This is a genomic window from Streptomyces luteogriseus (assembly GCF_014205055.1).
Classification (GTDB): Bacteria; Actinomycetota; Actinomycetes; order Streptomycetales; family Streptomycetaceae; genus Streptomyces; species Streptomyces luteogriseus.
Genome location: NZ_JACHMS010000001.1, coordinates 6583224 through 6602320, shown reverse-complemented (window position 1 = coordinate 6602320; position 19097 = coordinate 6583224). Strand labels below are relative to the sequence as shown.

Genomic DNA, 19097 nt, shown 5'->3' with positions numbered 1-19097 from the left:
GAGCCCTCCGCGCGCCCCCGTAACCGGCGATCACGGTGGGTAGTTGACGCGGCATGCACGACGTACGCACCGTAAGGGCACCCTCCATGCCGCGCCTCGCGGCCGCCTCACTCGCCGGCACGGCCATCGAGTTCTACGACTTCTTCGTCTACGGCACCGCGGCGGCCCTGATCCTGGGGCCGCTGTTCTTCCCGACCTTCTCCCCGGTGGCCGGGACACTGGCCGCCTTCGCCACCTTCGGTGTGGGGTTCGTGGCCCGGCCGCTCGGGTCGGTGCTGTTCGGGCACATCGGGGACCGGCGCGGGCGGCGACCGGTCCTCGTCGCCTCCCTGCTGCTGACAGGGGCGTCCACGGTCGCGGTCGGCTGCGTGCCGACGTACGGGTCGATCGGCGTGGCCGCCCCTTTGCTGCTCTTGGTGCTGCGTTTCCTCCAGGGGCTGGGGCTCGGCGGGGAGTGGGGCGGGGCGGTGCTGCTGGCCGTGGAGCACGCGCCGGCCGAACGGCGCGTGCTGTGGTCGAGCTTCCCGCAGGTCGGGCCCGCGGTGGGGTTCCTGCTCGCCAACGGTGTGGTGCTGGGGCTGTCCTCGACGCTGACGGAGGCGCAGTTCGCCGCGTGGGGGTGGCGGGTGCCGTTCTGGGCCGCGGGGGTGCTGGCCGTCGCGGGGCTGTGGCTGCGGTCGTCGCTCACCGAGAGCCCCAGCTTCCTCCAGATCGACGACCACGCGCGCGTGCCGCTCGCCGAGGTCGTCCGCGACCACTGGCGGCTCCTGCTGCTGACCGGCGGGGGACTCTCGATCGGCTACGCGATCTTCTACGCCGTGACGACCTGGTCCCTCGCCTACGGGACGGAGCGGCTCGGGGTGAGCCGCAGCGTCATGCTCACCTGCATCATGGGCGCGGTGCTCGTGAAGGGCGCTCTCACCCCGCTGGTGGCGCTGCTCGGTGACCGCTACGGCCGGCGGCCGCTGTGCCTGGCCGGGTGTGCGGCCGCCGCCCTGTGGATGTTCCCGATGGTCGCGCTCCTCGCCACCGGGGCGCCGATGCCGATGTTCCTCGGCTTCCTCGGGGCGATGCTCGCGTTCATCACGATGTTCGCCGTGATCGCCGCCTATCTGCCGGAGCTGTACGAGCCGCGGGTGCGCTGCACCGGCGCCGCCGTCGGCTACAACCTCGGCGGGGTCGTCGGAGGCGCGCTCACACCGATCGTGGCGACCGCCCTGGCCGAGCAGGGCGGACGGGTGCCGTGGGCTGTGGCCGCCTATCTCACGGCGATCGCGCTGTTCAGCCTGGGGTGCTTCGCATTGCTGCCGGAGACGCGTCCGGTGCGGGTGAGTGCGGCCGCGGAGGCCGCCGCGGGGTGAGCTGGGACCTGGTGCCATCGGTCTGCCGTGCCGTCGGCCTGTCGTGCCGCGTGCCGTCGACCGTCGTGCCGTTGCCGTCGCGCCGGGGGCGCGTAAACGCTTGCGTGAGCGTTTACGCGCGCCTACGGGTTGATCGCCAGCTCCAGGTACGCCGCGAACAGCACCAGGTGGACCCCGCCCTGGAGCGGCGTGGCCCGGCCCGGCACCACGGTCAGCGAGGCGACCACCACGGTCAGGGCGAGCAGCACCATGTGCGTGGAACCGAGGCCGAGGACGAGCGGGCCGGAGAGCCACAGGGAGGCGAGCGCGACGGCGGGGATCGTCAGGCCGATGCTGGCCATCGCCGAGCCGAGGGCGAGATTCAGACTGGTCTGTACACGGTCGCGGCGCGCGGAGCGCAGCGCGGCGATGGTCTCCGGGAGCAGCACCAGCAGCGCGATGATCACACCGACGACGGCGTGTGGGAGCCCGGCGGCCTCCACCCCGGACTCGATGGTGGGCGAGACGCCCTTGGCCAGGCCCACGACGCCCACCAGGGCCAGACCCAGCAGAGCCAGACTCGTCCGGGCGGTGAGGGCGGTCGGCGCCTCGGCGTGTTCCTCTGCGGTGATCACCTCGCCGTGGCGGGTGAGCGGCAGGAAGTAGTCCCGGTGCCGCACGGTCTGCGTGGCGACGAACAAGCCGTACAGAATCAGCGAGGACAGCGCCGCGAAGGTCAGCTGGACGGTGGAGAACTCCGGTCCCGGCTTGCTCGTGGTGAACGTCGGCAGGACAAGGCTGAGTGTGGCCAGGGTCGCGACGGTGGCGAGTGCGGCGCCGGTGCCCTCCGGGTTGAAGACGGCCGTGCCGTGCCGCAGTGAGGCGACCAGGAGGCACAGGCCGACGATGCCGTTACAGGTGATCATCACCGCCGCGAAGACCGTGTCCCGGGCCAGGGTCGCGCTCTTGTCCCCGCCGTCCACCATCAGGGTGACGATGAGGGCGACCTCGATGATCGTGACGGCGATGGCGAGCACGAGGGAGCCGAACGGTTCCCCTACCCGATGGGCCACCACTTCGGCGTGGTGCACAGCGGCCAGGACGGCTCCCGCGAGGACCAGGGTCACCAGGGCGACGACAGCGACCGGAAGATCCCGTCCCCACGTCAGGACCAGCAGTAGGACCGCCAGCAGGGGCACCAGGGTCGTCCACTGTGCCGCGATCCGCCTGCGCCGAGCGATCATGCGGAGATGGTCGCAGACCCGCAGGGGCCCCGCACTCCGGTTGTGCCGGGCCCCCCGGGGCGCCCTTCCGGGCTATTTGAGGTCACGCATGTCCAGGACATCGCAGTTGGTGTAGACCCGCTCGCCGATGCTGAGTGCGTTGAGCCGCTCCGCCATCCTGGTCGTCTCGGGGTCGTCGCTGTTGCGCATGGCCTCTTCGAACGACTCGAACTCGATGAGTGCCAGATAGCGGTTGGGCTTGTCCCGGTCCTTCAGCAGCGTGCTGTGGGTGGGCCCGCCCGCGCGGTCGGCATTGCGCTGCCCCGCCTCGTCGAGCACCTGCTGCATCTCTTCCAGACGCTCGGTCTCGAACTCGATGATCTGCACGAACTTCATGGCACCTCCAGCCGGCCGCGGCGCCCCCGGGCCGGGAAACGCGCTCAGGAAACAAGCAAGCACCGGGACCGGTGGTCGGCAATTCGCCGACCCCCGGTCCCGGTGATGGTTGTTGCTACGCCCGACGCCGTCAGACGTCGACGCTGTCCTTCGGAGCGCCTCCGCTCTTGTCCTGCGCCGCCTCGGCCGCCGCCTGCTTCTTGGAAGCCCGCAGGCTGGTGATCGTGGTGACGATCAGCACGGAGCAGATCACGCCGAGCGAGACCGGAATGCTGATCTCGGGGACATGTACCCCGGACTCGTGCAGCGCGTGCAGCACCAGCTTCACGCCGATGAAGCCCAGGATGATCGACAGGCCGTAGGAGAGGTGGACCAGCTTCTTCAGCAGGCCGCCGATGAGGAAGTACAGCTGGCGCAGACCCATCAGGGCGAATGCGTTGGCCGTGAAGACGATGTACGGGTCCTGCGTCAGGCCGAAGATCGCGGGGATGGAGTCGAGGGCAAAGAGCACATCGGTGGTGCCGATGGCCAGCATCACGACCAGCATCGGGGTCATGACCCGCTTGCCGTTCTCCTCGATCCACAGCTTCGTGCCGTGGTACCGGTCCGCCACGCCGAAGCGGCGCTCGGCGGCCTTGAGCAGCTTGTTCTCCTCGAACTCCTCGTCTTCCTCGTCGGCCCGAGCCTCCTGGATGAGCTTCCAGGCGGTGTAGATGAGGAAGGCGCCGAAGATGTAGAAGACCCAGGCGAAGCTGGCGAGGATCGCCGCGCCGGCGGCGATGAAGATCGCTCGCAGGACCAGGGCGATGAGGACACCGATCAGCAGCACACGCTGCTGGTACTGCGACGGCACCGCGAACTTCGCCATGATCAGGACGAAGACGAAGAGGTTGTCGACGCTGAGTGACTTCTCGGTGATGAAGCCCGCGAAGAACTCACCGGCGGGCTGGCCACCGGCGAACAGGAGCAGACCGAGCCCGAAGAGCGCGGCCAGCACGATCCAGACGACCGTCCAGATCCCGGCTTCCTTGATCGACACGTCGTGCGGCTTGCGGCCGATGAAGAAGTCGACCGCGATAAGGGCGGCGAGGCCCACGATCGTCAGGACCCATAGGGTCACGGAAACATCCACTGCGCCTCCGGCAGTCGTAACGGCAAATGTCAGCGTCGTCGCTGCCGGAGGTCTCTTCCACCCAAGATGGGCCGACGCCCCGGGATCTGGCCTGATCCGTATTGACGGGTACGCCGCAGCAGACAGGGAGTACTCCCCTCCGTGCCGTCAACAGTACCCAATTACCAAGAACAGGTAAAGCGCTTGGCAAAAGAAAGACCAAAACCCCTGGTCAGGAGCTTTACATGAACGTGGTGCGGGCGGCAGCGACTTGGGCGAGCACCTGCTGGAGGACCTGGCTGCCGGGCGGCACGAGCGACGGCTCGTACGTCCAGGCATGACCGACCCACGGGTCGGCGAGGTGGTCGTCGGCCACCGGGGTCAGTCGCAGCAGCGAACGCCACAGCGGGTCGAGCAGCGGCCCGTAGCCGGAGGACTCCTCCCGGTCGGCCACCATCATCAGGTGGACGCCGAAGGCGGGGCCCTCGTCGGCCAGGTAGCGCAGCTGGTTCACGGCCCGGTCGTCGAAACCGTGCGGGAAGTCGTTGACGATCAGGAGCTGCTGGGAGGTGTCGAAGCCGGGCGGGAGGGAGTCGGCGGCGCCGCCCCGGATGGCCATCTGCACCAGGTCGACCCGCTGGGTGAGCCGGCCCAGCACGTCCGCCACCCCCGCGGCGCCGAGTGCCGGCGGGGCCGCGAGCACCCCGGTCTGCACGAGGGGCGCCAAGGGCTGGGCCCCGGAGCCGGCCGGGTCGATGACGTGGACGGTGAACTCCCCCGCCGGGTAGACGGCCAGCAGCCGGGCCGCGTGCGCGACCGCCGTCTCCATGGCGAGACGGCTCATGGTGGGAGAGTCGGTGAACGACCCGTCGGATGATCCCGCCGCTCCGCTGTCGATCCACAGGCCGCGCTCCAGCGGCAGCCGGACCAGCATCGGGATGCGGATCCGATCGGCCTCGGGGAGATGGAGGTCGCCCAGGCGCAGGGCCATGGGGATCTCCATCGGCACCCGGTAGGCGTGCCACGCCGGGTTGTCCCAGCGGGCGTATGCCGGCGGCAGGGCCGGTTCGACGACATCGGCCTCGGCCGCGAGCTGGGTGAGGTCCCGGTCGAGTGCCTCTCGCGCCTGGGCGACGAGCTGGGTGTGCCGGGCCCGGGCCGCTTCGCGGGCGGCGTCGCCCTGTCCGCCGATCCGGCTGCGCGGGTCGGAGAGGACCTGCTCCAGCTCCTTGTCCATCCGCGACTCGGCGAAGTCGACGGCGCTGCGGTAGGCCGCGGTGGTGCGGGCCAGGTCCTCGAACATGCCCCACACCTGGTTGTAGAGCCGCTCCTCCATCGACCAGCCGGTCGCGTCGCCCGCGACGGGCTGGGCGGGCTGCCCGGGTGCGGCCGGGGGCGCGGTGGGCGGAGGCGGGGGCGGGGCGGCGTTCTGACGGCGCGGGTGGCTGTAGTCGATCGAACCGCCCGCCGTGGGGGCGGACGGCTGGGTGGCGGCGTTGGAATCCGGCGCGGCGCCTGGATACGGCTGCTGCGGCGCGGGCTGTCCGGGACCGCCGGGCGTCTGACCTCCGTACGGGGACACCGGTGGTACGGGACCGGGCTGGGGCGCGGTGCCGCCCTGGTCCGGGCCGAGGGCGGGAGCCGCCGTCTGCCGGGAGCGGTCGCCGTCCGCCGTGCGCGGCGGGGGCGCCTGCACCGAGCGGGAGAGTCCCTGGGCCACCGCGTCGTCGATGGTGCCGGCGAGCTGGTGGGCCTGCGGCAGGCCCTGGTCGGTGAGGAGTTCGGCGAGGCCGCCCGCGTAGCCCTGACCGACGGCGCGCACCTTCCAGGCGTCCTGTCGGCGGTAGAGCTCCAGGGCGACGACGGCCGACTCGGCCTCCAGGCCGGTGATGGTGTAGCTGGCGACCTCGTCGCCGTCGAGGCCGGTGACGGCGACGAAGGGGGCCGCCACGGCGCCGAATCGGACCGGGCCCGTCCCGCCGACGGGCAGGGCCAGCAGCACGCTGACACGGTGGACGGCCTCCGGCACGGCGTCCAGGTCCACCGCGAGGCGATGGTCGGCGGCGGCCTGCCGGGAGACCTCGAGACCCGGCTGGGTGGGTGCGCCCGGGTGGGCCACCCACTCCACGCCGTGGATCCGGCCGTTCTCGTCGCCGAGCGCGGCCACGGCCACGATCGGTGTACCGGCCGAGATCCGGATCTCGAGGCGGGCCTGGGAGAGCGGGTGATTCTGCCCCCGCACCAGCTCGGCCGTCATCGCCTTCGTCCCCCTGTGTCGTTGTGTGTAGTCGTGTGCTGCTCGCCGGGCCCGCCGGTCCGGGGCCCGGGGTGCGTCAGAGCACCGGCAGGATCGTCGGCATCAGGTCCTGGAAGGTGCGGCCGTTGGCCGGGTTGCCCAGGGCGGTCATCGACCAGCCCTGGCCCGCGCGGTGGACCTTGGCCATGATCTGGGCCGTGTACTGGCCGCCGCCTGCGAGCGTGTAGCGGGCGAGCTCCTGGCCGTTGGTCTCGTCGACCAGGCGGCAGAACGCGTTCTGCACCTCCTGGAAGGTCTGGCCCGTGAAGGAGTTCACGGTGAAGACGATCTGGTCGATGTGGACCGGGACCCGCGCGAGGTCGACGAGGATCGCTTCGTCGTCGCCGCCCTGGCCGACACCGCCGACGAGGTTGTCACCGGTGTGGCGCACCGAGCCGTCGTCGCTCACCAGGTGGCGGAAGAAGACGACGTCGACCGGCTGCTTGTCCGCGAACAGGACGGCGGAGGCGTCGAGGTCGATCTCTCGCGTGCGCGAGCCGAACAGGCCGCGCCGGGGAGCCGCCTGCCAGCCGAGACCCATGCGAACCGCGGTCAGACTGCCACCGTCGTTCTTCTGCAGACTGATGGCCTGACCCTTGGTCATGTTGACGGTCACGCGCTGATTCCCCTCTCGAACGTCCCCTGTTGCCGCGTGGTCGCGGTTGACCAGAACCCTACGCAGGGGGACTGACAGCGACGTACCCCGGTCCGCACTTTGTGTCGGTCTTGCAACACTGCGCGTACGCGGCACGCTGTCAGGCCAGGCCCGCCTCCTTCATCTGGCGCAGTTCCTTCTTCATCTCGGAGACCTCGTCGCGCAGCCGGGCCGCGATCTCGAACTGGAGCTCCGCGGCGGCCGCCCGCATCCGGGCGGTGAGCTCCTCGATCTGCCCGGCCAGTTCGGCCGCGGGGCGGTCGGTCGGCACCGTCTCCTCGGCCTTGCCCTTACCCTTGCCCTTGGCGGACTTGGCCGCGCCGGCCGCCTTGCCGAGAGAGGGTACGGGCGCCTTGGTGCCCCCGCCGTCCTTCTTCGCCTTGCGGTAGCCCGAGCCGAGCAGTTGCTCGGTGTCGATGTCCTCGCGGGCGATCTGGGCGACGATGTCGTTGATCTTCTTGCGCAGCGGCTGGGGGTCGATGCCCCGTTCCGTGTTGTAGGCGATCTGCTTCTCCCGGCGCCGGTTGGTCTCATCGATGGCCTTCTCCATCGCCGGGGTGATCTTGTCGGCGTACATGTGGACCTGTCCGGACACGTTGCGCGCGGCGCGGCCGATGGTCTGGATCAGGGACGTGCCGGAGCGCAGGAAGCCCTCCTTGTCGGCGTCCAGGATCGCCACCAGGGACACCTCGGGCAGGTCGAGGCCCTCGCGCAGGAGGTTGATGCCGACCAGCACGTCGTACTCGCCGGCGCGCAGTTCACGCAGCAGTTCGACACGACGCAGCGTGTCGACGTCGCTGTGCAGATAGCGGACCTGGATGCCCAGCTCCAGGAAGTAGTCCGTGAGGTCCTCCGCCATCTTCTTGGTGAGCGTGGTGACGAGGACACGCTCGTCCTTCTCGGTGCGCTGCCGGATCTCGTGCACCAGGTCGTCGATCTGCCCCTCGGTGGGCTTGACGACGACTTCCGGGTCGACCAGGCCGGTGGGGCGGATGATCTGCTCGACGTAGCCGTCCGAGCGGGACATCTCGTACTTCCCGGGGGTGGCCGACAGGTAGACCGTCTGGCCGATGCGCTCCTGGAACTCCTCCCACTTCAGGGGGCGGTTGTCCAGGGCGGAGGGCAGCCGGAAGCCGTGGTCGACGAGGGTGCGCTTGCGGGAGGCGTCGCCCTCGTACATGGCGCCGATCTGCGGGACGGTGACGTGCGACTCGTCGATGACGAGGAGGAAGTCGTCCGGGAAGTAGTCCAGGAGGGTGTTCGGCGGGGAGCCGGGCGAGCGGCCGTCGAAGTGCATCGAGTAGTTCTCGACACCGGAGCAGCTGCCGATCTGGCGCAGCATCTCGATGTCGTACGTGGTGCGCATGCGCAGGCGCTGGGCCTCCAGCAGCTTGCCCTGCTTCTCCAGCTCCGTGAGGCGCTCGGCCAGCTCCTTCTCGATGTCGTTGACGGCCCGCTCCAGTCGCTCGGGGCCGGCGACGTAGTGGGAGGCCGGGAAGACGTAGAGGTGCTCGTCGTCGCTGATGATCTCGCCGGTGAGCGGGTGCAGGGTGGACAGCGCCTCGATCTCGTCGCCGAACATCTCGATGCGGACGGCCAGCTCCTCGTAGACCGGGAAGATCTCGATGGTGTCGCCGCGCACGCGGAAGGTGCCGCGGGTGAACGCCAGGTCGTTGCGCGTGTACTGGATGTCCACGAAGCGGCGCAGCAGCTCGTCGCGGTCGATCTCCTCGCCGACGCGGAGGGGGACCATGCGGTCCACGTACTCCTGCGGGGTGCCGAGGCCGTAGATGCAGGAGACCGAGGCGACCACGACGACGTCGCGGCGGGTGAGCAGCGAGTTGGTCGCGGAGTGGCGCAGGCGCTCGACCTCCTCGTTGATCGAGGAGTCCTTCTCGATGTAGGTGTCCGACTGCGGGACGTACGCCTCGGGCTGGTAGTAGTCGTAGTACGAGACGAAGTACTCGACGGCGTTGTTCGGGAGCAGCTCGCGGAACTCGTTGGCCAGCTGGGCGGCCAGCGTCTTGTTCGGCGCCATCACGAGCGTGGGGCGCTGGAGCTTCTCGATCATCCACGCGGTGGTGGCGGACTTGCCGGTGCCGGTCGCGCCGAGCAGCACGACGTCCTTCTCACCCGCCTCGATACGCCGGGCGAGGTCGGCGATGGCCGTCGGCTGGTCGCCGTTCGGCTGGTAGGGGCTGACGACCTCGAAGGGCGCCACCGTGCGTTCGATCTTTGAAACGGGCCGCATGGGATCCACCGTACGACCCCGCACTGACAACGGGCTCTGATCAGTGGTTCTGCGGAGTGCGGGACCCCCGGTGCTCCACGGTGCGGCGGGGGCGGAACCGCAGACGGTGGGCGGAGTGCCGGACGTGGGTGTGGGCGGGGATGCCGGGCTTGTGCTCGACGGGGACGACGGTGGGTTTCCCCATGACCATCAGCGGGTCGAACATCACCACGACGCCCGCGAGGAGGAGGAAGGCGAGGGGCCCGATCAGCATGGGCGCGAGCAGGCTCGCGGGCGAGTCTCCCGTGGTGGGTTCGCCCGTGCCGTGCAGGTGGACGCTGAGGGCGGCCATGCCGGTGTAGTGCATGCCGCTCACGGCCAGCCCCATGACGAGGCTGGCACCCACGCTCCACAGGAAGCCCCTGACCTGGCCGGCCGCCCACAGGGCGGCGGTCGCGGCGCCCATGGCGATGGCCACGGAGATGGCAACGGTCACGGTGTTGTACTGCAGCTTTCCGTCCAGGCTCATGCTGGCCATGCCGAGGTAGTGCATCGACGCGATGCCCAGGCCGGTGATGGTGCCGCCGGTGAACAGGGCCGTACCGCGGGCTCCCCGGTAGCCGACGATGAAGATCCCGACGCCCACCATGACGATGGCGACGGCCAGGCTCGCGAAGGTCATCGTCTTGTCGTAGTAGATCGGGGTCCCCCGGACGGTGAACCCCATCATCGCGACGAAGTGCATGGTCCATATGCCGGAGCCGATGGCGGCGGAGCCGAGGGCGAGCCAGCCGGGGCGCCAGGACTGGGCGACGAGCATGGATCTCGTGGTGCAGCGCAGGCCCAGCGCGCCGCCGAGGCAGGCCATGAAGTAGGCCACCAGGGGTGTGACCAGGCCATAGCTGAATCCGTCGATCGTGCCCTGCATGCGCGGCTGCCCTTTCCGCCCTTGTACATCCCGGAATTCCCGATGTGCGCCCCCTCCCAGGACCGCACGAGCGGTCAGGGTTGACGCAGAGAGTATGACCCCCACCGGAATGGTCGAACGACTTTCCGGCAAAGAAACACGGCCTTGCCGCAGTTGTGCGGTACCAGTGAGCGGAGTTGGGTCATCTCCGTTCAACGTGTGGCCATCCCGCACCCCCCTCGCGTTGACCCTCTGCTGTCACAGTTGTGCTGTCCGTGATGTCGCCGTTCGCTCGTCGCGAGGAGTACGCATGCACGCGCGCGCTGTTGCCGCCTCGACCACCGCACTCCTGGGGACCGCCGCCCTGCTGTTCCCCGTCTCCCCCGCCCGTGCCGCGCAAGGCGGCACGCCGCCGCTGGTCATCGCGCACCGGGGTGCCTCCGCGTACGCGCCCGAGAACACCCTGACCTCCGTGGACAGAGCGGCGGAGCTGGGCATCCGCTGGGTGGAGAACGACGTGCAGCGCACGAGGGACGGCGAGCTGGTCGTCATCCACGACGACAACCTGCGCCGCACCACCGACGCCGAGGAGGTCTTCCCCGGCCGGGCCCCCTGGAAGGTGAAGGACTTCACCGCTGCGGAGATCGCCCGGCTGGACGCGGGCAGCTGGTTCGGACCCGCGTACGCGGGCGCGCGCGTGCCGACGCTGGAGCAGTTCGTGCACCGCTTGGAGCGCCATCGCCAGAAGCTGCTCCTGGAGATCAAGAACCCCGAGCTGTACCCCGGCATCGAGCGGCAGACGCTGAAGGCCCTCAGCAACGAGGGCTGGCTCGACCGGCCGCACCTGGCGGGCCGGCTGATCGTGCAGAGCTTCAGCGCGGACAGCGTGCGGACGGTGCACGAGCTGAAGCCCGGTGTGAAGACGGGCCTCCTGGGGACGCCGCGGGTGTCGGACCTGCTCGACTGCGCCGAGTTCGCCGACCAGATCAACCCCTCGTACGGCTCGCTCTCCCCGGCGTACGTGTCCTCCGTGCAGGCGTTCGACGGGCCGCACGGCAGGCCGATGGAGGTCTTCGCCTGGACGGTCGACGACGCGCGGACGGCCCGGCGGGTCGCCGGGTACGGGGTCGACGGGATCATCACGAACAAGCCGGACGTGGTGCGGAAGGCCGTGGGCGGCTGATCCGGCGTCCCGCCCGGGCGGCGTTGTCAGTGGCGGGTCCTACTGTGGACGCATGGACAGCCGAGAGCAGGTCGAGCCGCGGGTCGTTTGGGCGGTCGTCGAGAGCGGGATCGGGCCGTTGCTGCTGGCCGCGAGCCGGGACGGCCTGGTCAACGTCGTGTTCCACGCCACGGACGCGGTGCGGGACCAAGCCGTCGAGCGGCTGGCGTCGCGGCTGGGCACCGAGCCCGTCGAGGCGCCCGGCTCCCCGCTGCTGGCCGAGGCGATACGCCAGGTCGAGGCGTACTTCGCGGGTGAGCGGCGCGACTTCGACCTGCCGCTGGACTGGTCGCTGATCTCCGGCTTCAACCGTGAGGTCCTGCGTGAGCTGGCCTCGGGCGTGCCGTACGGCCAGGTGGTCGGATACGGCGACCTGGCCGGGCGGGTCGGTCAGCCGGGCGCCGCCCAGGCCGTGGGCATGGCGATGGGCGCCAATCCGCTCCCGGTTGTGGTGCCCTGTCACCGGGTCGTCGAGAGCGGCGGCGGCATCGGCGGCTTCGGGGGCGGACTGGAGACCAAGCGGAGGCTGCTCGCCCTGGAAGGCGTGCTGCCGGAGCCGCTCTTCTAGGAAGGAGCCTGGTCAGTCGTAGTGCCGGGCCTCGAAGACGTTGCCGTCGGGGTCGCGGAAGTAGAAGCTGCGGGTGGCCTTGCCGCGGGCTCCGAAGGAGTCGTGCGCGAGGTCGGACATCGGTACGGAGCGCTCCTCGAGGCGGCTGAGGAGGGCGTCGAAGTCGCCGCGTGGCAGCGACAGGCAGACGTGGTTGACCGGATGCCCCGCGCTCTCGGCGGAGCCGGGCAGCATCGTCATGCGCTCCACGAAGCTCAGCGGCATGAGGTCGAGGATGGTCTCGTCGTTGACGCGCACGGAGGGGAACGGCGCCTCACCCGCCGCGAACTCCGCGAGCCGTACCGCCTCCAAGCCGACGGCCTTCTCGTAGAAGTCGGCGGCGGCGAGTGGGTCGCGCACCCAGAGGACGACGTGGTCGAGGCGTGGTGTGTGGTCCGTCATGCACCCCAGGCTCGTGACGACTCCGGCGGCCCGCAAGGGTTTGGCCCGGCCCGCCCCTCGCCAGAGATGAGGGAAGACGACTGACCGACTGACAGGAGGCAGGCGCGTGGTGCTGGTGGTGTCCGAAGAAGTGCGGGAGGCGATCGACGCGGGCCGGCCCGTCGTGGCCCTGGAGTCCACGATCATCGCCCACGGGCTGCCTCGGCCGCGCAACCTCCAGGTGGCGCTGGAGCTGGAGACGGCCGTGCGGCAGGAGGGCGCGGTACCGGCCACGATCGCCGTACTGGACGGGCGTCCTCACGTCGGCCTGGACAAGAAGCAGCTGGAGCGGGTCGCGAACGAGGACGGGATCCGCAAGCTGGGCCACCGTGACCTGCCGCTCGCGGTGGCGTCCGGGGCGAGCGGGGCGACCACGGTGTCGGCGACCGCGCTGCTGGCGGCGCTGGCGGGCGTGCGGGTCTTCGCGACGGGCGGGCTCGGCGGGGTGCACCGGGAGTGGACGGTGACGCAGGACGAGTCGGCCGACCTGGGTCTGCTGGCGCGCACGCGCATCACGGTGGTGTGTGCCGGGGTGAAGTCGATCCTGGACGTGCCGGCGACCCTGCAGCGGCTGGAGACGCTGGGTGTCGCCGTGGCGGGGTACGGCACCGGCCGGTTCCCCGGCTTCTATCTCTCCGACTCGGGGCATCCGGTGGACTGGACGCTGGAAACGCCGGAGCAGGTGGCAGGCGTCATGCGGGCCCAGGACGCACTCGGCGGGCCGGAGTCGGCGCTGATCGTCGCCAACCCCGTCCCCGAGGAGGAGCAGCTCGATCCGGAGCTGCACGCGCGCGTGCTGGCGGACGCTCTGCGCGCGTGCGAGGAGGAAGGCGTCACCGGGCAGGCGGTCACGCCCTTCCTGCTCGACTATCTGGTGCGGCACACGGACGGCGCCTCCCTGAGCGCCAATCTGGCGGCGGTCCGCGGCAACGTACGCCTCGCGGCCCGGATCGCGGCGGCCCGGGCCCGGGGATGACGGCGGCCGACGACGCGGGGCCGGGGATGACGGCGGCCGGCGGCACGGGGCCGGGAGGGGGAACCGGCTCCCGGGATACGGGATCGGCGGTGGGCGGAGGGCTGCTGGTCGTCGGGGACGTCATCACCGACGTCGTCGCGCGGCACCGGGGGCCGCTCGCGGCCGGTACGGACACGGCGGCCTCGATCCGGACGGTGGCGGGCGGGGCGGGCGCCAATGTGGCGTGCTGGGCCGTGCACCGGGGCGCGGCGGACGTCCGGCTGCTCGGGCGCGTCGGGGCGGACGCGGCAGCCTGGCACGAGCGGGAGCTGGTCGCCCAGGGAGTGCGTCCACAGCTCGTCGTCGACCCGCTCGCCCCGACCGGCACGGTGATCTGCATGGTCGACGGGGGTGCTTCGGCGGAGCGGACGTTCCTCACCGACAGCGGCGCGTCCCAGCGGCTCGGGCCCGCCGACTGGTCGGACGCGCTGCTCGACGGCGTGGCCCGGCTGCACCTGTCGGGCTATCTCCTGTTCTCCGAGCCGACCCGGGGCCTGGTGGCCGTGGCACTGGAAACCGCACGCGCGCGTGGAGTGCCGGTGAGTCTGGACCCGGCATCGGCCGGATTCCTCGCGGAGCTGGGTGCGGAGCGGTTCCTGACGCTCATCGAGGATGTGGACGTCCTGCTGCCCAGCCAGGACGAGGCGGGCCTGCTGACGGGACTGGGGGACGCGGCCGAGGCGGCGGCCGAGCTGAGCCGGCGGGTGCCGTTGGTCGTCGTCAAGCAGGGACGCGAGGGGGCGCTGGTGGCCCGCTCGGGGAAGGTGCGCGCCCGTGTCCCGGCCGTGCCGGCCACTGCGCGGGACACCACCGGCGCCGGTGACGCCTTCACCGGCGCGTTCCTCGCCGCACTGCTGGCGGGTGCCGGGCCGGAGGACGCCGCGGCGGAGGGTTGCCGGGCAGGTGCGCGAGCGGTGGAACGAGTGGGCGGCAGACCGCCCGCGCCGGGCTGAGCACCCGGACCCGGATGCCCGAAGCCACCGGCCACCCGCACTGACACCCGGCACCCGGCACCCGGCACCGGCTACGGGCCAAAGCCACCAACCAGCTACTGCTTGCGCCCCCACGCCGAGATCATCGGTGCCGTCGTGAGATCGAGCGCGCCGGACATGACGTTCTCGAGGTGCCGGTCGATGTCCTGGTCCGTAGCCAGGCCCGCGGTGACGAGCTGGTCGCGGATCTGGCGGATCGTGACCGACTCCAGGGCCGCGCAGGCCGGCGAGGTGAGGGGGAAGTAGGCGTCGGCCTGGACCCGGGTCAGCCCGGCGTCCCGGAGCTGCCGCGGCAGGGTGCGGCCGCACGGGAGGTCGGTCCCGCGGTCGGCGAGCAGTCCGCGGAAGCCGTGCCGCAGCCGGTTCGCGAGCTGCTGCTCGGGGCCGTGCTCGTCTGGGCAGAGAAGCGGCTGAAGCGCGGGGTCGGCGTCCTCGACCAGCAGACGCCCGCCGGGACGCAGAGCCTTGACCATGGACCGCAACGCCCGTTCGCGGTCGGTGACGTGGACCAGGGCGAGGCGGGCGTGCACCAGGTCGAAACCCTCCCCCGGGGGCTCCTGCGCGCCGAGGTCGTGGACCCGCACCTCGACGGGCGGCCGGGCGGCGGAGGCGAGCCGTGCGGTGTCGGTGTCGGTCGCGACGACGCGGCCGGTCGGGCCGACCTTCTTGGCCAGCCAGGACACCACGGTGGTGCCGGCGCCGACCTCCCAGCACCGCCAGCCGGATCCGATGCCGAGCTCTTCGAGGTGCCGGAACGTCGTGGGGTCGAAGAGAGCGGCGAAGGCGCTGAAGTGCTCTGCCGCCTCGGTCTGCCGGTTGTCCAGGAGGTACCCGTCGGTTCGCATCATGCCACGATCATCCCAGTTGTCCGACTTATCCGTACCTGTCGACGCTCCGGCACGGAGAACCGCGTCGGATGCGCCGGTACTGAGAACCGTCCGGCGCGGGCATGCGTCGATGTGGCAGGACCTCGGCGTCGGCGCCGAGGTCGTCCACAGCCCGGAACCAAGCGGAATGCGTCGTTTCCACAGGCTTACCCGCAGCTCACGCAGGCCTGGCAGACTGACGCGCCAAGGCACGGGAACGGCGCGATGGGTTCCACGCAAGGAGATCCGGATGTCCATGGCAGGGAATCTGCGGAAGGTCACGAGCCTCGGCGGGGTCGGCGGTCTTCGCAAGGTGGCTCGGCTGGCCCGGCGGCGCCCGCGCGTCGACCTGAGCCACCCGGCCCGGTCCCCGCTGGGCTCCTCGGTGGTCAACTGCGTGACCTACCGGGAGGGTGTCCGCACCCCCGAGCGCGGCGATCTGGTGGACACCGTGGAGCGGGTGCGCAAGAGCCGGGAGGGCTTCGTCTGGCTCGGTCTGCACGAGCCCACCGACCAGGAGTTCGCCGGCATCGCCGAGCTCTTCGACCTGCACCCACTGGCCGTCGAGGACGCGATCGAGGCCCATCAGCGCCCCAAGCTGGAGCGCTACGGCGAGACGCTCTTCGCGGTCTTCAAGACGGTCTGCTACGTCGAGCACGAGGAGCTGACCGCCACCAGCGAGGTGGTGAACACGGGCGAGATCATGGTGTTCGTCGGCGCGGACTTCGTGATCACGGTGCGGCACGGCCGGCACGGCTCGCTGGGCCCGCTGCGCGAGGAGCTGGAGTCCGATCCCGGCCAGCTCGCCAAGGGCCCGTCGGCGGTACTGCACGCGCTCGCGGACCACGTGGTCGACGACTACCTGACGGTCACGGACGCGGTGCAGGCGGACATCGACCAGGTCGAGACCGACGTGTTCTCGGAGACCGGCGCGCGGACCGACCCGGGGCGCATCTACCAGCTCAAGCGCGAACTGCTCGAGCTGAAGAGGGCGGTGGTGCCGCTCAGCCGGCCGCTGGAGGATCTCGCCACCCGGCCGATCCGGGCGGTCGACCCGGAGATACAGGCGTACTTCCGCGACGTCTCGGACCATCTCCTGCGGGCGAAGGAGCAGATCGCCGCCTTCGACGAACTGCTCAACTCCATCCTCCAGGCGCACCTCGCGCAGGTCACGGTCGCGCAGAACGAGGACATGCGGAAGATCACGGCGTGGGCCGCGATCGTCGCCGTGCCGACGATGGTCTGCGGGGTCTACGGCATGAACTTCGACCACATGCCGGAGCTGCACTGGCGGTACGGCTACGGCATGGTCATCGGCGTGATATCCGTCGCGTGTCTCGCGCTGTACCGGGGGTTCCGGCGCAGCGGCTGGCTCTGAAGCGGGCGGTGGCCCGCACGGAGCCGGTGGGGCACGCGCCAACTGACCCGCGAGGTCAGTGCATCGTGGTCGTGGCGTAGACGCTCTCCGCCCAGGAGGCGATCTGGTCCTTCGCGAGATGCCGGGCCAGGTCGGCTTCACTGATCATGCCGACGAGACGCTTGTCCTTGATCACGGGCAGCCGGCGGATCTGGTGCTCCCGCATCTCGTGGAGCACTTGGCCGACATCGGCATCCGCATCGATCCAGCGGGGCGTGCCCTTGGCCATCTCGCCCGCGGTGGTCCGTGCGGGGTCGTGACCCATGGCGACGCAGCCGACGACGATGTCGCGGTCGGTGAGGATGCCGCAGAGCCGCTCGTTCTCGTCGCTGATGGGCAGGGCGCCGACGTTCAGTTCGCGCATGAGCTGGGCCGCGCGGTCGAGGGTTTCGTGGGCGGGGATCCACTGAGCGCCGCGGTGCATGATGTCTCCGGCGGTGGTCATGGAGTACCTCCCGGTGCCGGACGGCCGGCGCGGAGCGGGACGCACCGCGAGTCCCGGCGCCTTTCATTCTCGCCGCGCCACCGGACGCCCGCACATGGAAGCCGGCTGACCGCCGGTCCCGACGGAGCTCCGGGCCCCGGCTGAGGCGCCGCACGCCGGATGCCGCGGCCGGCGGCCACCTCACGCCGGATCGCGCGGATCATCCGCTCCACGCCGGATCGCGCGGATCATCCGCTCCACGCCGGATGGCGCGGGTCGTCGGCCCGCACCAGGACGTCCGCCGCCGCCACCGGGTCCGACTCCTGCGCGTAGCGCTCGAAGGCCGGGAGGGTCCAGTGCTCGGCCTCGGGCGTGCGGCGGCGCAGGGCGCCCTCGGAGAGGAGGACGTGGACGCTCAGATCGAAAGGGAACCAGTGCTTGAGGAGGAAGGGACCGTGCAGCAACAGCACGCCACCGGGCGGGAGTTCGACGTAGGGGCTGCGGGTGGCACGGTCGGCGGCCGGATCCCACAGGTCGGGCAGGACGCGACCGGTGCCGTCGGCTTCGAGCGGACCGAACACCTCGCGCCACAGGGCGCCGGTGTCGTACCAGCCGCTGTAGTAGGCCTCGACGTCCTGGTGGCCGTACTCCAGCCGTACGGAGGCGGGGCGCCAGAAACCCTCCGTGCCGACGACGAGCGAGGACCGGCCGCGTACGCGCAGCGCCTCCGAGACCCGGTGGGCGAGGTCTCCCGGGCGGGCCGCCGGGGCCCCGTCGACAGCGATGCGCGGCCAGGGGCTGCCGTCGGCGGGCTTCAGATCGAGCAGGCGTTCGGCGAGCAGGTCTCCGAGCCGTTCCCAGGTGATCGCTTCGAGTCGCACACGGCCCATGATGCGTCAGGCCGGGGTTGGAGGGGGCCCGGCCGCGGACACCTGCGAGGGGCAGCGGAAGGATCGCCGGGGTCTGTCGTGAAGTGCGTAGTTCGCGCCACTGTCAGGGGGAATGAACCCTGTATGGCCCCCCGTGTGACGCTCCCGCCCCTCACCGGACTTCTCGTCTTCCAGCCCCTCAAGCGGCGGTACTGCGCCGAGTGCCGGCGAGGGCCGCTGCCGCTGCTGGTCCTCGAGGACGGCGCCCCACGCTGCCTCGACTGCGCCGACCTCGGGCACCTGGTGTTCCTGCCGAGCGGGGACACCGCGCTGACCCGCAGGGCCAGGGAGGAGAGCACGCTGTCGGCGGTGGTCGTGCGGTTCAACCAGCGCAAGAGCCGCTACGAGCGGCAGGGCGTCCTGGTCGAGGAGGAGGCGCTCGCGCGGGCCGAGCTGCGGTGTCTGGCGGACGCCGAGGCGAGACGGCGGCGCCGGGTGCGCGACGCGCGGCGACGGGCGGCTCAGGACGCCCTGTTCGCCCAGACGTTCGCGACGGAAATACGCCGTTTGTTTCCCGGGTGCCCGGCCGACCGGGCGCGGGCCGTCGCCCTGCACGCCTCGGAGCGGGGCAGCGGGCGGGTGGGCCGCAGCGCGGCGGGGCGTGCGCTGACCGAGAGCGCGGTGACCGCGGCGGTCGTGGCGTCCGTACGGCATCTGGACACGCCGTACGACCGGCTGCTGATGAGCGGCGTGCCCAGACACGAGGCGCGGCGGCGGATCGCGGCGGCGGTGGCGACGGTACTGCGGGGCTGGACCGAGGCGGGACTCGGTTCGGCGGCGGGGTGATGTGAGGGGCCCGGCGCATGGAGCCGCCGGGCGTCGGCCCGGCCCGCGAAGGACCATGGTGCGAGCCGTTCGAAGACCGTGGTGCGAGCCGTTCGACTGCCGTAGCGAGAAGCCGTTCGCGGACCGTGGACGTCTGCTTATGGCCCCGCGTCCCTCGGCCATGGTCACTGTGCTCGTACGGGAATGCACTTGTGGTGAGGAAGGGCGCCGGGCAGGATCCCGGCTCGACGGGCAGGAGAG

Annotated in this window: 18 protein-coding genes; 7 read left to right on the top strand and 11 right to left on the bottom strand. The window is 71.1% G+C overall.

What is annotated here, in order from left to right; genetic code table 11:
* Window positions 1-86 precede the first annotated feature (86 nt).
* The gene (locus tag BJ965_RS29385; RefSeq protein ID WP_184912691.1) at window positions 87-1361 is read left to right on the top strand and encodes an MFS transporter; all 1275 of its coding nucleotides are present in this window, start codon (window positions 87-89) and stop codon (window positions 1359-1361) included.
* A 122-nt stretch (window positions 1362-1483) separates the two neighbouring features.
* Here the strand turns inward: BJ965_RS29385 and BJ965_RS29380 are convergent, their stop codons facing one another.
* The 7 genes from BJ965_RS29380 to BJ965_RS29350 form a co-directional block, all read right to left on the bottom strand.
* Entirely contained in the window at window positions 1484-2584 is a 1101-nt protein-coding gene (locus BJ965_RS29380) for a calcium:proton antiporter (RefSeq protein WP_184912689.1), read from the bottom strand.
* Between the two features lie 72 nt (window positions 2585-2656).
* Window positions 2657-2959: a hypothetical protein gene (locus BJ965_RS29375; protein ID WP_184912686.1), complete on the bottom strand. Its 303-nt coding sequence runs from the start codon at window positions 2957-2959 to the stop codon at window positions 2657-2659.
* Window positions 2960-3089: 130 nt separating this feature from the next.
* Entirely contained in the window at window positions 3090-4091 is a 1002-nt protein-coding gene (locus BJ965_RS29370) for a TerC/Alx family metal homeostasis membrane protein (RefSeq protein ID WP_184912684.1), read from the bottom strand.
* 220 nt (window positions 4092-4311) lie between these two features.
* Complete coding sequence (locus tag BJ965_RS29365; RefSeq protein WP_184912675.1) at window positions 4312-6327, bottom strand: TerD family protein; 2016 nt, start codon at window positions 6325-6327, stop codon at window positions 4312-4314.
* Window positions 6328-6403: 76 nt separating this feature from the next.
* Window positions 6404-6982 carry a TerD family protein gene (locus BJ965_RS29360; RefSeq protein ID WP_184912673.1) on the bottom strand — a complete coding sequence of 193 codons (579 nt, stop codon included), beginning with the start codon at window positions 6980-6982 and terminating at the stop codon, window positions 6404-6406.
* 139 nt (window positions 6983-7121) lie between these two features.
* Entirely contained in the window at window positions 7122-9272 is a 2151-nt protein-coding gene (gene uvrB / locus BJ965_RS29355; protein ID WP_184912671.1) for an excinuclease ABC subunit UvrB, read from the bottom strand.
* A gap of 40 nt (window positions 9273-9312) precedes the next feature.
* The gene (locus BJ965_RS29350) at window positions 9313-10179 is read right to left on the bottom strand and encodes an MHYT domain-containing protein (RefSeq protein WP_184912669.1); all 867 of its coding nucleotides are present in this window, start codon (window positions 10177-10179) and stop codon (window positions 9313-9315) included.
* 289 nt (window positions 10180-10468) lie between these two features.
* Between BJ965_RS29350 and BJ965_RS29345 the strand changes: the two genes are divergently transcribed.
* Together BJ965_RS29345 and BJ965_RS29340 are read left to right on the top strand one after the other, a co-directional pair.
* Window positions 10469-11341: a glycerophosphodiester phosphodiesterase gene (locus tag BJ965_RS29345; RefSeq protein WP_184912667.1), complete on the top strand. Its 873-nt coding sequence runs from the start codon at window positions 10469-10471 to the stop codon at window positions 11339-11341.
* Window positions 11342-11393: 52 nt separating this feature from the next.
* On the top strand, window positions 11394-11948 hold the full coding sequence (locus BJ965_RS29340; RefSeq protein ID WP_184912665.1) for a methylated-DNA--[protein]-cysteine S-methyltransferase: 555 nt from the start codon (window positions 11394-11396) through the stop codon (window positions 11946-11948).
* A 12-nt stretch (window positions 11949-11960) separates the two neighbouring features.
* Here the strand turns inward: BJ965_RS29340 and BJ965_RS29335 are convergent, their stop codons facing one another.
* Complete coding sequence (locus BJ965_RS29335) at window positions 11961-12389, bottom strand: VOC family protein (RefSeq protein ID WP_031109135.1); 429 nt, start codon at window positions 12387-12389, stop codon at window positions 11961-11963.
* A gap of 106 nt (window positions 12390-12495) precedes the next feature.
* On the opposite strand from BJ965_RS29335, the gene BJ965_RS29330 reads away from it, so the two are divergent.
* Both BJ965_RS29330 and BJ965_RS29325 read left to right on the top strand, forming a co-directional pair.
* Entirely contained in the window at window positions 12496-13404 is a 909-nt protein-coding gene (locus BJ965_RS29330) for a pseudouridine-5'-phosphate glycosidase (RefSeq protein ID WP_184912663.1), read from the top strand.
* Window positions 13405-13430: 26 nt separating this feature from the next.
* Window positions 13431-14396: a carbohydrate kinase family protein gene (locus BJ965_RS29325; RefSeq protein WP_184917667.1), complete on the top strand. Its 966-nt coding sequence runs from the start codon at window positions 13431-13433 to the stop codon at window positions 14394-14396.
* Window positions 14397-14491: 95 nt separating this feature from the next.
* Here the strand turns inward: BJ965_RS29325 and BJ965_RS29320 are convergent, their stop codons facing one another.
* Entirely contained in the window at window positions 14492-15283 is a 792-nt protein-coding gene (locus BJ965_RS29320) for a methyltransferase (protein WP_184912661.1), read from the bottom strand.
* 268 nt (window positions 15284-15551) lie between these two features.
* Between BJ965_RS29320 and BJ965_RS29315 the strand changes: the two genes are divergently transcribed.
* Window positions 15552-16679: a magnesium and cobalt transport protein CorA gene (locus tag BJ965_RS29315; RefSeq protein ID WP_184912659.1), complete on the top strand. Its 1128-nt coding sequence runs from the start codon at window positions 15552-15554 to the stop codon at window positions 16677-16679.
* Between the two features lie 55 nt (window positions 16680-16734).
* Here BJ965_RS29315 and BJ965_RS29310 read toward each other — a convergent pair whose 3' ends face one another.
* Both BJ965_RS29310 and BJ965_RS29305 read right to left on the bottom strand, forming a co-directional pair.
* The gene (locus BJ965_RS29310) at window positions 16735-17163 is read right to left on the bottom strand and encodes a CBS domain-containing protein (protein ID WP_184912656.1); all 429 of its coding nucleotides are present in this window, start codon (window positions 17161-17163) and stop codon (window positions 16735-16737) included.
* Between the two features lie 227 nt (window positions 17164-17390).
* Window positions 17391-18032: a uridine kinase gene (locus BJ965_RS29305; protein ID WP_184912654.1), complete on the bottom strand. Its 642-nt coding sequence runs from the start codon at window positions 18030-18032 to the stop codon at window positions 17391-17393.
* 123 nt (window positions 18033-18155) lie between these two features.
* Here BJ965_RS29305 and BJ965_RS29300 point away from each other — a divergent pair, with 123 nt between their 5' ends.
* On the top strand, window positions 18156-18857 hold the full coding sequence (locus tag BJ965_RS29300; protein ID WP_184912652.1) for a DUF2293 domain-containing protein: 702 nt from the start codon (window positions 18156-18158) through the stop codon (window positions 18855-18857).
* Window positions 18858-19097: the final 240 nt, after the last annotated feature.